General features: G+C 65.3%; 12 protein-coding genes. 6 read left to right on the forward strand and 6 right to left on the reverse strand.

Going from position 1 to position 13774, the window contains the following annotated elements:
- Window positions 1–3 precede the first annotated feature (3 nt).
- Window positions 4–273: a hypothetical protein gene (locus tag CDI09_RS05595; RefSeq protein ID WP_146220807.1), complete on the forward strand. Its 270-nt coding sequence runs from the start codon at window positions 4–6 to the stop codon at window positions 271–273.
- A 116-nt stretch (window positions 274–389) separates the two neighbouring features.
- Here CDI09_RS05595 and coaA read toward each other — a convergent pair whose 3' ends face one another.
- On the reverse strand, window positions 390–1367 hold the full coding sequence (gene coaA / locus CDI09_RS05600) for a type I pantothenate kinase (RefSeq protein WP_078526447.1): 978 nt from the start codon (window positions 1365–1367) through the stop codon (window positions 390–392).
- Window positions 1368–1657: 290 nt separating this feature from the next.
- On the opposite strand from coaA, the gene CDI09_RS05605 reads away from it, so the two are divergent.
- Window positions 1658–2983, forward strand: coding sequence for a glycerate kinase type-2 family protein (locus CDI09_RS05605; protein ID WP_078528036.1), 1326 nt, complete (start codon window positions 1658–1660; stop codon window positions 2981–2983).
- Window positions 2984–3071: 88 nt separating this feature from the next.
- Here the strand turns inward: CDI09_RS05605 and CDI09_RS05610 are convergent, their stop codons facing one another.
- From CDI09_RS05610 to CDI09_RS05620, 3 genes are all read right to left on the reverse strand, one after another.
- On the reverse strand, window positions 3072–3449 hold the full coding sequence (locus tag CDI09_RS05610; protein ID WP_236944483.1) for a hypothetical protein: 378 nt from the start codon (window positions 3447–3449) through the stop codon (window positions 3072–3074).
- Window positions 3450–3555: 106 nt separating this feature from the next.
- Entirely contained in the window at window positions 3556–4599 is a 1044-nt protein-coding gene (gene recA / locus CDI09_RS05615) for a recombinase RecA (RefSeq protein WP_078526443.1), read from the reverse strand.
- A gap of 179 nt (window positions 4600–4778) precedes the next feature.
- Window positions 4779–6200, reverse strand: coding sequence for a gamma-glutamyltransferase (locus CDI09_RS05620; protein WP_078526441.1), 1422 nt, complete (start codon window positions 6198–6200; stop codon window positions 4779–4781).
- Window positions 6201–6447: 247 nt separating this feature from the next.
- On the opposite strand from CDI09_RS05620, the gene CDI09_RS05625 reads away from it, so the two are divergent.
- Complete coding sequence (locus CDI09_RS05625; RefSeq protein ID WP_078526439.1) at window positions 6448–7236, forward strand: DsbA family protein; 789 nt, start codon at window positions 6448–6450, stop codon at window positions 7234–7236.
- Window positions 7237–7430: 194 nt separating this feature from the next.
- Here the strand turns inward: CDI09_RS05625 and hemA are convergent, their stop codons facing one another.
- Together hemA and CDI09_RS05635 are read right to left on the reverse strand one after the other, a co-directional pair.
- Window positions 7431–8732, reverse strand: a complete 1302-nt coding sequence (gene hemA, locus CDI09_RS05630) for a 5-aminolevulinate synthase (RefSeq protein ID WP_078526437.1) — start codon at window positions 8730–8732, stop codon at window positions 7431–7433.
- A gap of 167 nt (window positions 8733–8899) precedes the next feature.
- Window positions 8900–9364, reverse strand: coding sequence for a hypothetical protein (locus tag CDI09_RS05635; protein ID WP_078526435.1), 465 nt, complete (start codon window positions 9362–9364; stop codon window positions 8900–8902).
- Window positions 9365–9497: 133 nt separating this feature from the next.
- Between CDI09_RS05635 and CDI09_RS05640 the strand changes: the two genes are divergently transcribed.
- The 3 genes from CDI09_RS05640 to CDI09_RS05650 are packed head-to-tail and all read left to right on the forward strand — an operon-like array spanning window position 9498 to window position 13695.
- Window positions 9498–11417: a transketolase-like TK C-terminal-containing protein gene (locus CDI09_RS05640; protein WP_078526434.1), complete on the forward strand. Its 1920-nt coding sequence runs from the start codon at window positions 9498–9500 to the stop codon at window positions 11415–11417.
- 32 nt (window positions 11418–11449) lie between these two features.
- Window positions 11450–12472, forward strand: a complete 1023-nt coding sequence (gene gap / locus CDI09_RS05645) for a type I glyceraldehyde-3-phosphate dehydrogenase (protein ID WP_078526432.1) — start codon at window positions 11450–11452, stop codon at window positions 12470–12472.
- Window positions 12472–13695, forward strand: coding sequence for a phosphoglycerate kinase (locus CDI09_RS05650; RefSeq protein WP_078526430.1), 1224 nt, complete (start codon window positions 12472–12474; stop codon window positions 13693–13695). Before gap ends, CDI09_RS05650 begins: the two co-directional genes overlap by 1 nt.
- The last annotated feature ends 79 nt before the right edge of the window (window positions 13696–13774 follow it).

Genomic DNA, 13774 nt, shown 5'->3' on the forward strand with positions numbered 1-13774 from the left:
TTCATGATGCGCCATCGCGGCCATGAACTCCGCGTGCTACCCGACGTGATTGAAAAGTATGAAAATGACCTTTTCCCGGTCCATGCGCCCGGCGATCCGTTCGGAACCGATGAGTACCTGCCGGATGAAAGCTACTACCGTTCCCCCACTGGCCGCCCCAATCAGGATTGCGATGCGGCACGGGTGCCCGACAGCGTCGTGAAACGGTCAAAGGCGTTGCAGGCTGGCCAGAACGTATCCATGCCGATATGGGACACCAAGAACCAAACCTGAAGCACCGCAAAATTACAACAGTTTCTGGTGAAGCTTTTTTCAAAAAATCTTTGAAATAACACCGTCTTTTTAAAAAAGGCGGCACCCAAAAACTTTCCTCTTTTAAAAACAGATCCTTAAATCTGGCGCATCCACACCGTATCGATCGCATGGGTCGGGCTTTTGTGCATGACCACGCGGGCGCGCTCGCGCGTGGGCAGGATGTTCTGCTGCAGGTTGGGCAGGTTGATGCGCCGCCAGATGTCGCGCGCAAGCTGTTCGGCCTCGCGTTCCGGCAGGTCGGCGTAGTGGTGGAAATAGGATGTGGACTTGCGGAAGGCGGTTTTCTGCAACAGCAGGAAGCGTTTGACGTACCAGTCCTCGATCACCCGCGTATCCGCATCGAGATAGATCGAGAAATCAAAGAAGTCAGACGCCATGAACGGCTGCTCGGACACGGTCTGGAGCACGTTCAGCCCCTCGAAGATCAGGATATCGGGCTGGTCGATCACCTGGTGGCGGCCGGGCATGATGTCATAGGCCTCATGCGAGTACACCGGCACCTTCAGGTTGCGCCCGCCTGCCTTCAGCGCCGAAAGGAAGCCGATCATCTGCCGCAGGTCATAACTTTCGGGGAAGCCCTTGCGGTGCATGAGGTTGCGCTTTTCCAGCTCACGCGTGGGCAGCAAAAAGCCATCGGTCGTAACCAGCGCCACGTTCGGGTGATCGGGCCAGCGCGACAGCACGGCCTGCAGCAGGCGGGCAAACGTGCTCTTGCCCACCCCCACGCTGCCCGCGATGCCGATCACGAACGGCATGGTCACACCCGGCCTGCCCATGAACGCGCTCTTGACCATGCTGTTCAGGCTGCGGGTGGCCATGACATGCAGGTTGAGCAGGCGCGACAGCGGCAGGTAGATCTCGGTTATGTCTTCCAGCGAGACCGGCTCGTTGTGCCCGCGCAGGGTAGCAATATCCGCCTCGCCCAGCGATTGCGGCACATTGGCGCGAAGGGCCGCCCATTCGGGGCGGGGAAAGATCAGGTAAGGCTGCACCGGGCCGGGAGCCGGATGCGTGGAGATGACGGGACGCGCGTCCAGCATGCAGTCCTCCATGCCCTTGTCCTTTCTGCTGTGGCAGTCCGCCCCTGAGGGCAGGCCATCTGCCGCGTATCACCATCGCCTGCGCCAATCCAGAGATGGACCGCCCAATTTAGCGTGTACGCCCGCCACAACCCGCCGCATTCCGCCCATCCTGACACAGACGTGACAATTGTGACACACCGCGCCATGCTGCATGGATGGTATGGACCCCACGGCGCATCAGCCGGGCATCCCGCCCGCAGGCAGGCCGTTGCCCCATGGCGGCCCGTATGCCGCACCACGCCAATGACAGGGACAGTGCCATGAACGACCCGACCATCCACCCGTTTGCCGCCGCCCCCCGGCGGGACACGCCTGCGGACTGGACGGACGGGCACGCCCGCGCCACCCTGCGCCGCATCCTTGATGCCGCCATCCATAGCGCCCTGCCCGATCAGGTTCTGGAACGCTACCTGCCCCCCAGACCGAAGGGCCGGTGCGTGGTGGTGGGCGCGGGCAAGGCCGCGGCGACCATGGCCGCCGCCCTTGAACGCGCCTGGCCGGATGTGGAAATGAGCGGCTGCGTGGTCACGCGCGACGGGCACGCCGCACCCACACGGCGCATCCGCGTGCTGGAGGCCGCCCACCCCGTGCCCGATGACCGCAGCGTGGCCGCAGGCCGCGCCATGATGGCGGAAGTAGCCGGTCTGGGGCCTGATGATCTGGTCATCGCCCTGATTTCAGGCGGCGGATCAGCGCTGCTGGAACTGCCCAAGCCGGGCGTGACGCTTGATGACCTGCGCGCCATCAACCGCGCCCTGCTGCATAGCGGCGCCAGCATACGCGACATGAACGTGGTGCGCCGCCACCTGTCGGCCATCAAGGGCGGTGGGCTGGCCGTGGCGGCCTGTCCCGCCCCGGTCGTGACGCTGGCCATAAGCGACGTGCCGGGCGATGACCCGCTGACCATCGCCAGTGGCCCCACGGTGGCGGACCCCACCACCCCTGCCGATGCCCGCGCCATCATTGCCCATTACGGCATTGACCTGCCCGAGGCCGCCCGCACGGTGCTGGAACACGATGCCGGGCCGATGGTGCCTTCACCCGCCAATCGGGTCGCACTCATCGCAACACCGCTGATGGCGCTGCAGGCAGCAGCCCGCATGGCACGCGCATGTGGCCTGACCCCGCTCATTCTGGGCGATGCGCTGGAGGGCGAAAGCCGCGACGCTGGCACGCTCATGGCCGGGATGGCCCTGTCGGCCCGCCTGCACGACCTGCCCGTGGCGGGGCCAGCCGTGCTGCTTTCAGGTGGCGAGACGACTGTGAGCATCAACCCGGATGGTCCCCCGCCGGGACGGGGCGGGCGCAATACCGAGTTCCTGCTCTCCATGGCCTGCGCCCTGCAGGGGCAGCAGGGCATCTGGGCCATTGCGGCGGATAGCGATGGCATTGATGGCACCGAGGACGCGGCGGGCGCCATCATCACCCCCGATACGCTGGCCCGCGCCGCAGCCGCGGGCTGCAATCCGCGTGCCGCCCTGCGCGCGCATGACAGTTACACGCTGTTCAGACAGACGAACGATCTGGTCATGACCGGCCCCACGCTGACCAATGTGAACGATATCCGTGCGATACTGGTGCTGTAGGGCGTATATAAAACCAAACAAGCGTTTCCGGACGGTGCTCTCCGAGACTTTCTGAAAAAAGCTTTACCGGAAACGTCTTCACATGCGGCTATTTGCCCGGCTTGCCGAAGCTGACCTGCGTGTCAGGCACGACAAAATGCTTGCCGTCATCACTGTCAGACTGATCGTCATCACCAGCCTGATTGGCATCGTAGCCCGATGAGATCATCCGCATCGCCTCCGCATCAGGAGGCGGATGATAATCTTCGGTCGCCCCATCCTCATTGGGGCTGGGCGGCCTGGGCAGGTGGTGCGAGAGCGGGCGCAGGGCATTGTCTGCGTGCGTGGCGTGGTGCCCCTCCCACGCGCTGCGCCCGAGCGGGCGGGGGGCTTCATCCACATCGGCCGGATCATTATCGTCGTCATGCCCGCCGCTACAGGCGGCAAGGCAGGTCAGCAAGCCGATCATTGCAAGACGTGGTCTCATTCCGGCTGCCCTTACCCCCGCTTTTCAGGCCCTGACCCCGACATGGCACGGGCCACGTCAGGGCGCAGGGACGATAGCCTGTTACAATGGAACAGGCCAAGGGCAATCAGTCCGCCCCCTCCTCATCGGGGCCGACCAGCATGGCTTCGGCCACAACACCGGCCTGCTCGCGCACGCGGCGCTCGATATCGGCGGCCATTTCCGGGTGGTCGCGCAGGAACTGCTTGGCGTTCTCGCGCCCCTGGCCAATGCGCTGGCTGTCGCACGAGAACCATGCGCCGGACTTTTCAACAATGCCCGCCTTCACGCCAAGGTCGATCAGTTCACCAACCTTGCTGATGCCCTCGCCATACATGATGTCGAACTCGACCTGGCGGAAGGGCGGCGCCATCTTGTTCTTGACCACCTTGACGCGGGTCTGGTTGCCCGTCACCTCGTCCTTGTCCTTGATCGAGCCGATGCGGCGGATGTCCATGCGCACGGAGGCATAGAACTTCAGCGCGTTGCCGCCCGTCGTCGTCTCGGGGCTGCCGAACATCACGCCAATCTTGAGCCGGATCTGGTTGAGGAAGATCAGCATGGTGTTGGAGCGCGAGACGGAACCGGTCAGCTTGCGCAGCGCCTGGCTCATGAGGCGGGCATGCAGGCCGACATGGCTGTCGCCCATGTCACCCTCAAGCTCGGCGCGCGGCACCAGGGCCGCCACGCTATCGACCACCAGCACGTCAATCGCGCCCGAGCGCACCAGCGTATCGGCAATTTCGAGCGCCTGCTCGCCCGCATCGGGCTGGCTGATCAGCAGGTTGTCCACATCCACGCCCAGCTTGCGGGCATAGCCGGGGTCAAGCGCGTGCTCGGCATCGATGAAGGCGCAGGTGCCGCCCTTGCGCTGCGCCTCGGCAATGGCGTGCAGCGCCATGGTGGTCTTGCCCGAGCTTTCGGGGCCATAAATCTCGACAATACGGCCACGCGGCAGGCCGCCAATGCCCAGCGCGATATCGAGGCCGAGCGAGCCGGTGGAAATCACGTCCACCTGCTCGGACGGGCGCTCGCCCATGCGCATGATCGAGCCCTTGCCGAACGCGCGCTCGATCTGGCTCAATGCCCCTTCCAGGGCCTTGCTTTTATCTATACCCGGAGCCTGTGCCATTGCCTGCCTACCTGGTTCTTGTGGAATGAAGCCTTAATAACGGGCACCCTGCCCTGCCACGCCAGCCCGGAACAGGGCGCGCGTCCTGTCCTGCAATATGGAACAAAACAAGACCATTTACAATGGCCCTGTTCCTTTCCCGCCCCGATAATGATTGCCTGCCCGGCGATAGACGCCGTTTAGCGCGGCCCCATGGCCAGCCCCGCGCCACGCGGGTCGGTCACGGCGGTGCAGGTTGCGCCATCACCCGGCAGGCCATGCGGGCAGGATATGGCGTTGACGCGGCCCTGTGCCGTAACAGGATGGGAATCAGGCGTCTGGCCTGCAAGGATCTGCCGCATGGCGATGCCGGTTGCCGCCGCCGCGTCGTTCTGCCCCGACCCTGCCACCACCGCACGGAAGGCGCGGCCCTGGCTGGCAATGGCGGCGGCATAAAGCGGCTGCGGCAGGCGCGCGGGCGAGGCGCCAAGCACGATGCCGGTATTGCCCGCCATGCGCCCGGTGCCGAACAGGTTGTCCATGCTCAGGCTGCACGCAACCGCCATGCCCGCATGGTCAACCACGGTAAACGAGGTGGAAGCCGGCAGCGAAGGCAGCCCGCCACCGCTTGCCCCGCCTGCATTGACAAAAGCCTGCGCGCGGGCGGTCAGGTCATCGCCCGTGCCGCTGGCGTGGCTGCCGTTCTGTGCCCGCCAGCCTGCCACGCTGGCCTGCGCGCGTGTTGCCGCATCGGATGAAGACGCCGCGCGGAACGCCACCGCCGCACCCAGCCCGCCATCGGCCGGCGGCGGCAGGAAGCTGACCTGCGTCTCGCCACTGCTTACGGATAGCGGCAGGCGCTCGGCGGGAATGGCCCCGCGCAGGTCGGCCATGGTCAGGCCGCCGCCTGCCTTCTGGCTACCCGCAACAAAGGACTGCCCAAGCGCGCCATTATAAAGATCACCCACGCCCATGCTGCGGATCTGGTCCAGCGCGCCCGAAAGATGGGTCTGCACCAGGGCATCACCCTCAGCCAGCGCCTTGCCATCAGAGCGGGCGAACACCGCGCGCACGCCCGCATCAGCCAGCAGCGGCACCTGGACTGCCGCAAGATCGGTAGCAAGCTGGCGGCTGACATTGATGCCGGTGGACGCCAGCGCGATCGCACCCGGCACCATCTCGGAAAACGCGGCCGAGCCATATTGCAGGTGCATGAGGTAAAGCCCGCGCGCCAGCATGGGCACCGCTGCCGGGCGGTCGGCATGCGGCATGCCCACTCCGTCAGTTGCTCCTGCCACAGGCAGGAACATGAAGGCGCGCCCCCCGTTCTGGTCACCGGGACGGTAGGCGAGGCACGCGCCGCCAGCGCCGAGCGAGGCCCGCGAAGGCAGTGTCACGGCAAGTGCGAGCCCCATGGCCGTGGCCGCATCGGCCGCATTGCCACCACGCTGGAGAATGTCACGCCCGACCAGCGTGGCCTGCGGCTCATCGGAGGAGACGGTGCCGATCAACTGCCCCGGCGAGGGGCCAAACATGCTGGAGACGATCCTGACGGGCGAATAGTTCTTGAAGGCGCAGCCCGTAACCGAAAGGGCCAGAACGGCACAGAGCGCCGTACGCATGGACCGACGGGCGACAGGGGTGATCGACGAATGCTCAGGCACGCAACGCTTCTCCAATAGGCAGGTCGGCTTCATTCCGTTGAACGGCTCGTAACGACCGCGCGATCGTAGCAGACCCTTCACGACTTAGCGGCGTTCCGGGCCATCGGCAACAGGCATGGCGCCAGCACGGCCTTATGGCCCATTTCTTTCCGCTGCCCGATCCTTTACACACCACCCTATCGCGACATGACAACGGAGCAAACCCGTGACCTTTCTTTCGCCCCGCCACAACCGAACACGCCTGCTGCCCACCCTGCTCGCCACGGGGGCGATGCTGGCTGCCACGGCGGGCGCGGGCAGGGCCGCGGATGCACAGGCCAGCTTTACCCCCGCCCAGCGGCAGGAAATTGTCGAGATCATGCGCAATGCGCTCAAAACCGACCCCACCATCCTGTCAGACGCCATCGCCGCCCTGCGCAGCAATGCCAACGCCGCCCAGCAGAACGCGGCCCGCTCCGCGCTGGAAAGCCACCGCGGCGAACTGACCGCGCCAACAGCGACCGATGGCGTGCTGGGCAATGCAAAAGGGCAGACCACCGTTGTCGAATTCTATGATCCGCGCTGCCCCTACTGCCGCAAGGTGCTGCCCGACCTCGACCGCCTGACGCGCGAGAACAGGGACCTGCGCATTATTGAAAAGGTCATTCCCGTGCTCGGCCAGCCCAGCCTGATCGCATCACAGGCGCTCGTGGCGGCCTTCGTGCAGGGCGGGCAGGAAGGTTACTTCCGCATGCAGGGCGTGGTGATGAATGATTCCGTGCAGCCCACGGTCGAGCGCATGCGCACGCTGGCCACCCAGGCGGGGCTGAATGCCACCCAACTGGTCAGTGACATGAATGGCGCGAAGGTCACGTCCATCCTGCAGGCCAACATGGAACTCGCGCGCGCGATCGGGCTTGATGGCACGCCCACCTTCGTGTTCAACGCCCGCCAGATCATTCCCGGCGCCGTCAGCTACGATGACCTGAAAAAGGCCATCGCACAGAACCATTAAAAGATTGTTTGAAAACAAATCACTGATAAAAAACAAGAAAAGTTTTTGGGTGCCGCCTTTTCTCAACCAGGGCGGCGTTCTTCTGTAGCTTTCCGGAAAAAGCTATCCCAAAAACTTTTCTTTATTTTCAGTATATTGAAGCAGATCCCTTTCCCGCCTCCCGTGATGACAGGAGGGCGGGAAAGGCCATGGCCTCAGGCCATGGCCACGGCGGAGGCATCAGCCAGGTCATTGACCCGCAGCAGGTGGCTCAGGGCTGCCACCATCTCGTCCATCATCGCATCCGTATGGCGCGGCCCCGGCGTAAGCCGCAGCCGCTCCATGCCACGCGGCACGGTCGGGTAGTTGATGGGGGTGGTGTACATGCCATAATCATTGAGCAGCCGGTCGCTCAGTTCGCGGCAGCGCCGGGCATCGCCCACGGGAATGGGCACGATATGGCTCGGCGTCATGTTGAAGGGAACGCCTGCCGCCCGGAGCTTGGCGCGGAAGGTATCGACACGCTCGAAAATGCGCTCGCGCCGCCAGTTGTCCTTGCGCACCTGCTTTACGCTGGCCAGCGCCGCCGCCACGACCGCAGGCGGCAGGGCGGTGGTGAAGATGAAGCCCGATGCCGTCAGACGCAGATATTCCACGATATTGCTCGAGGCGGTGATGTAGCCGCCATGCACGCCAAAGCCCTTGGCCAGCGTGCCCTCGATGATGTCCACCTGATCGGCCACGCCATCGCGCTGCGATACGCCACCGCCCTGCGCGCCATACAGGCCCACGGCATGCACTTCATCAAGATAGGTCATGGCGCCGTATTTACGGGCCAGCGCGCAGGTGCCGGCGATGTCGGAAATATCGCCATCCATCGAATACACGCTCTCGAAGGCGATCAGCTTGGGGGCGTCCTTCGGGGCGGCGGCCAGCCTGGCTTCAAGGTCGGCCAGGTCATTATGCTCGAAAATGACCGTGCTCGACCCGCGCGCGCCTTTGATGCCCGCAATCATGGAGGCATGGTTCAGCCGGTCGGAAAAGCAGATCCAGCCGGGCATGCTCGTCAGGATGGTCTGGAGCGATGCCTGGTTCGACACGTAGCCCGAGCCGAACAGCAGCCCCGCTTCCTTGCCGTGCAGGTCGGCAAGCTCCGCCTCGAGCGCGGTATGCACCGGGCTTGTGCCCGCAATGTTGCGCGTGCCGCCCGCGCCTGCTCCATGCTCATGGATGGCGCGGATGGCGGCCTCGACCACGACGGGCTCGACCCCCATGCCAAGATAGTCATTGGAGGACCAGACCACGACTTCACGGTCTTCCGGGCAGGCGGGGGTGGATGGCGTGGGCGCGGTCTCGGGCTGTTCGTATAACGGGTAGCGGTCGGCCAGCCGTGCCAGGGGCGTAAACTGCCGGTATCGCCCCTGGGCGCGGATATCGGCCAGCGCCGTCTGACAGAACCGGAAAAACGGATGCCCATCCACATGATTACTGGACACTGCTGGTTTTCTCCATGGCATACCCCGATCGTGTTTACGGGGCCTTCATTCATTACGCCCACCGTACGGGGTGGCCCAAGCCGGAGGGGGATCAAACCGCCCCTCATCGGCACCAGGGCTGGCGGTTAACCACCGGCAACGGGGCCTTTATGGCATGATGGGGGCGGAAATTGCAAAACCGCATTGAACTACTCGACGTAAATGCAGACCTGCGTTGCGCTGCCTGCGGGCACGCCCCGGGCATCCATTTCGGTCTGGGCGATGCCCGCGCCCGCATCCATCACCGCCTGCAGCACCGGCTGGCCATCCGTGTCCACCGCCGCCTTCATGTCCGGCAGGCCGCTTGCGGCCCCCACCGGCACATTGACCACGATGGTGAACAGCGCGTTGGGCTTGCGCGCCAGCGCATCGGCCACGGCGGCCCTGACCGCAGGCTGCCACTGCGCGGGCGGCGTGCCCGCCACGATGGTGACGAGCGGCGGCGTGGCGATGTCCACCACCTTGGGTGGCGCAACGACGGGCAGCTGGGGTGGATCGCCCGCGTGGCGGTTAAAGGTTTTCTGGCTGACCAGCCGGCACCCGCCCATGGCTGGCAGGCACAGGGCCGCCACCAGAACGGCACGGCGGGCGAAGCGGGGGGACGGACGGTGCATGACCTGCTACCGATACAGTATCCGCCCCGCCGGGCATAGGGGCGCTTGCAGCAATGTTGCCGCAGCGCACCGGGCGCAGTAACAGTACTTACCGGCTCCGACCGATCATACCCTGCTCCATGGACGACGCCGCATGCCCGAAGACCAAGCCCGCGTGATCTCCAGCGCTCTTCCGCCTACGCCCCCTTCCATGCCCGAGCGGCTGGCGACGGCGATCCGCCATGCCATCGGCGTGCATGAAACCGACCGGCGGCATGCCCCGCACGCCCGGGTCATGGCTGGCCTGTGCGCGGTGCTGTGGAGTCGCTTCCTGCGCTTCGACCCCGCCAGCCCCGACTGGCCGGATCGTGACCGCCTGGTCATCTCCTCACCGCGCTACCGGGTGCTGCCGCGCATCATGGCCGAACTGTCGGGCCAGGCGCCCCGCCCCGGCCTGCCTGCCGCAACCGACCGGCAGGCCTGCGGCCCCAACGGGCAGGGACTGGGGGCGGCGATAGGCATGGCGCTGGCCGAGCAGAAGCTGGCGGCCCGCTTTGGCCGCTCCGTGGTCAACCACCGTGTGTGGGCGCTGGGGTGCTGGAGCGAGCTTTCCACCGGCGTGGCGCTGGAAAGTGCCGCCCTGGCAGGCCAGCTTGGCCTTGACCGCGTGACCCTGGTGGTCGGCCTGTGGAGCAGCGAGCGCGAGGAGGTGGACACCATCCTGCCGCGCTACAGCGCATCGGGCTGGTCGGTGCGCAAGGTCGATGCGGGCAATACCGAACAGATCGCAAGCGTCATCGCCTCCGCCCAGCGCACGCACAAGCCCTGCCTGATCGCGTGCATCGCCCCGTCCGAAATCGATCCGCCAGCGCCCTTTATCGATGATCCGGGCCTGTGGGCGGGGGCCGCGCGCCGGGGGGCAAGCGCGCGGCGCTCGTGGCTGCGCCGCCTGTTCAAGGACCGGCAGAAAGCCGAATTCGAGCGCATGGCGCGCAACCAGCGCCCCGCCTTCTGGCAGCCTGACTGGCAGCGTTCATGGCGCGAGCACGGCACGCTGCTGGCCCGCGCCTCGCCCGCGTTCTCGGCCCGGCGCGGACTCGAAACCCTGCATGAACTCCTGCCCGAACTGACCTGCCTGCGCTCGCGCCAGGGCATGATGCCCGATTTTTCCGCCCTGCGGCGCGGCAGTGGCGAGCCGGATCTTTCATGCGGCACACAGGTGCATGGCATGGCCGCCCTGCTCAACGGCATTGCGCTGCATGGCGGGCTGCTGGCCTTTGGCGCCACCACCATCATCGCGGTGGACCGCATGCGCCCCGCCCTGCGCTACGCCGCCATGACCGGCCAGCAGGTGATCTACCTGCTCAGTGACGACGAACTGCCGCGCGGCGAGAATGCGGGCGGCTGGCAGCCCGTCGAGCAGCTCGCCAGCCTGCGCGCCATGCCCAACATGGCGCTGTTCCGCCCCGCCGATCACCGCGAGACCATGGAATGCATGGAACTCGCCCTGCGTCGCACGACCGGGCCGAGCCTGCTGGTGCTGGAATCCGCGCCCTCGACCGCCGCCGCCGTGCCCGAGCGCGAACAGCATGGCCTGACCAACCTGTGCGCGCGCGGCGGCTATGTGCTGGCCGAGGCCGAAGGCCCGCGGCAGGTTACGCTGGTGGCCACGGGGCACGAGGCCATCGTGGCGCTGGGGGCGCGCGCGCTGCTGCGCGCGGCGGGCATCGGGGCGGCGGTTGTATCACTTCCGTGCTGGGAACTGTTCGCCGCCCAAAAAATGACGTATCGTGCTGCCGTGCTGGGAACAGCGCCCCGGATCGGAATCGAGGCCGCATCGGGTTTTGGATGGGATCGCTGGCTTGGGCCGGACGGCCTGTTCGTGGGTATTGACGGGTTCGGGGCCTCCCCCACGCCCGACAGCCCCCACGACCCGGCCGACATCACGCCGGAACGGATCTGCCGCGACGCCATGCGGCTGCTCCACCCCCACGCCGGAACCGCGATGGAAACCGCGGGAGGAAACGGCGCGCCTCCACCATCAGGGATGGCATCGCTCGATGCCAGTGTGTGAACATGTCTGACCCTTACGGAGATAATAAGAACATGGCTGTTAAAGTCGCAATAAACGGTTTTGGTCGCATTGGTCGCCTCGTGCTGCGTGGCATCATTGAAAGCGGGCGCACCGATGTGGTGCCCGTCGCGATCAATGATCTTGGCAGCGTGGCCGACAACGCACATCTGCTGTCCTATGACAGCGTGCACGGGCGCTTTCCCGCCGAGGTGAAGGTGGAAGGCAACCAGATCATCATCACGGCCAATGGCCGCACCTACGCCCCCATTACCGTCTCGGCCGAGGCCGACCCCACGAAGGTGCCGTTCCAGGGCGTGGATGTGGCGCTGGAATGCACCGGCCGCTTTACCGACAAGGAAAAGGCCGCGCAGCTGATCACGGCGGGGGCCCGCAAGGTGATCGTGTCCGCCCCGGCATCGGGCGTGGACGCCACCATCGTCTATGGCGTGAACCAGGACGTGCTGACCCCGGACATGACCGTGATCTCCAATGCGTCATGCACCACCAACTGCCTCGCCCCCGTGGCCAAGGTGCTTGATGATACGTTCGGCATCGAATGTGGCTACATGGTCACCATCCACTCCTATACCGGTGACCAGCGCACGGTGGACACGCTGCACAAGGACCTGCGCCGCGCACGTGGCGCTGCCCTGAACATGATCCCGACCTCGACCGGCGCCGCGCGCGCCGTGGGGCTGGTTCTGCCGCACCTCAAGGGCCGGCTCGATGGCACCGCCATCCGCGTGCCGACCCCCAATGTGTCGCTCGTCTCGCTCGACTTCGTGCCCAAGAAGGCTCCGGCCTCCGTCGAGGAAGTGAATGCAGCCCTGCTCAAGGCCTCCGAATCCGGGCCGCTCAAGGGCATCCTCGCCTACAACACGGCGCCGCTGGTCAGCACCGACTTCAACCACTCGCCCGCCTCCTCCACCTTTGATGCCACCCAGACGGCGGTGATCGATGGCGGCAAGCTGGTGCGCATCTGCAGCTGGTACGACAATGAGTGGGGCTTCTCCAACCGCATGGCCGACACGGCCGCTGTATTCGGGGCATTGTAATGGCTGCCGCAAGCTTCAAGACGCTGGATGACCTGGATGCCACGGGCAAGAAGGTTCTCCTGCGCGCTGATCTGAACGTTCCGGTCCGCAACGCCCAGATTACCGATGCCACGCGCATCCTGCGCCTGCTGCCCACCATTCAGGAACTGGCCCAGAAGGGGGCGAAGGTGATTGTTGTCAGTCACTTCGACCGACCCAAGGGCAAGCCGGTGCCTGAAATGTCGCTCGGCCCGATTGCCGATGCGCTGGGTGATGCGCTCGGCCGCCCGGTCACCTTTGTCGATGACTGCACCGGCCCGAAGGCGCAGCAGGCCGTGGACGCCATGCGCAATGGCGACGTGGTGGTGCTGGAAAACACCCGCTTCTACCCCGGCGAGGAACAGAACGACCCGGCGCTGGCCAAGGAGTTCGCCTCCCTGGCCGATTACTATGTCAATGATGCGTTCTCCGCCGCCCACCGCGCCCATGCCTCGACCGAGGGCGTGGCCCGCCTGCTGCCTTCCTTTGCGGGCAGGCTGATGGAGACGGAACTCAACGCGCTTAACATCGCGCTTGAAAACCCCGCCCGGCCGGTGGGTGCGATCGTGGGCGGGGCCAAGATTTCGACCAAGCTCGACCTGATCGGCAACCTGCTTGAAAAAGTGGACATGCTGATTATTGGCGGCGCGATGGCCAACACCTTCCTCGCCGCACAGGGCGTGGACGTGGGCCGCTCGCTGCAGGAGGCCGAGATGCACGACACCGCGCGTGCCATCATGGCCAAGGCGAAGGAAAAGAACTGCGAGATCATCCTGCCGGTTGATGTCGTGACCGCGACCGACTTCAAGGCGGACGTGCCCACGCGCACGGTGCCGGTGAACGCCATTCCGGCTGATGCCATGGCGCTCGACGTGGGGCCGAAGACGGTGGCGCTAATTAACGAAAAGCTGACCACGCTGAAGACGCTGGTCTGGAACGGCCCGCTTGGCGCGTTCGAGATCACGCCGTTCGATGCCGCCACCAACGCGGTGGCGCGCGAGGTCGGTCGCCTGACCGATGCAGGCGTGCTCAAGAGCATTGCGGGCGGCGGCGATACGGTCTCCGCCCTGCGCCATGCGGGGGTGGAGAAGCATATCTCCTACATCTCGAGCGCGGGCGGTGCCTTCCTTGAATGGCTGGAAGGCAAGACGCTGCCCGGCATCATGGCGCTTGAAGCCGTGTTTGAACGGGCCATGCCCATCTGACGGGCCATGCCGTCATGACGTAAAGGAAGGGACCATCATCAGATGGTCCCTTTTTTATGAATAATACTTTGAAATGATA

Source organism: Komagataeibacter nataicola (assembly GCF_003207795.1).
GTDB classification, from domain to species: Bacteria; Pseudomonadota; Alphaproteobacteria; order Acetobacterales; family Acetobacteraceae; genus Komagataeibacter; species Komagataeibacter nataicola.

Excerpts from the sequence above, each read along its gene's own strand:
- CDI09_RS05595 (WP_146220807.1), top strand. The coding sequence starts at position 4 with ATGATGCGCCATCGCGGCCATGAACTCCGCGTGCTACCCGACGTGATT.
- coaA (WP_078526447.1), bottom strand. The coding sequence starts at position 1,367 with ATGGAGGACTGCATGCTGGACGCGCGTCCCGTCATCTCCACGCATCCG.
- CDI09_RS05605 (WP_078528036.1), top strand. The coding sequence starts at position 1,658 with ATGAACGACCCGACCATCCACCCGTTTGCCGCCGCCCCCCGGCGGGAC.
- CDI09_RS05610 (WP_236944483.1), bottom strand. The coding sequence starts at position 3,449 with ATGAGACCACGTCTTGCAATGATCGGCTTGCTGACCTGCCTTGCCGCC.
- recA (WP_078526443.1), bottom strand. The coding sequence starts at position 4,599 with ATGGCACAGGCTCCGGGTATAGATAAAAGCAAGGCCCTGGAAGGGGCA.
- CDI09_RS05620 (WP_078526441.1), bottom strand. The coding sequence starts at position 6,200 with ATGCGTACGGCGCTCTGTGCCGTTCTGGCCCTTTCGGTTACGGGCTGC.
- hemA (WP_078526437.1), bottom strand. The coding sequence starts at position 8,732 with ATGCCATGGAGAAAACCAGCAGTGTCCAGTAATCATGTGGATGGGCAT.
- CDI09_RS05635 (WP_078526435.1), bottom strand. The coding sequence starts at position 9,364 with ATGCACCGTCCGTCCCCCCGCTTCGCCCGCCGTGCCGTTCTGGTGGCG.
- CDI09_RS05640 (WP_078526434.1), top strand. The coding sequence starts at position 9,498 with ATGCCCGAAGACCAAGCCCGCGTGATCTCCAGCGCTCTTCCGCCTACG.
- gap (WP_078526432.1), top strand. The coding sequence starts at position 11,450 with ATGGCTGTTAAAGTCGCAATAAACGGTTTTGGTCGCATTGGTCGCCTC.
- CDI09_RS05650 (WP_078526430.1), top strand. The coding sequence starts at position 12,472 with ATGGCTGCCGCAAGCTTCAAGACGCTGGATGACCTGGATGCCACGGGC.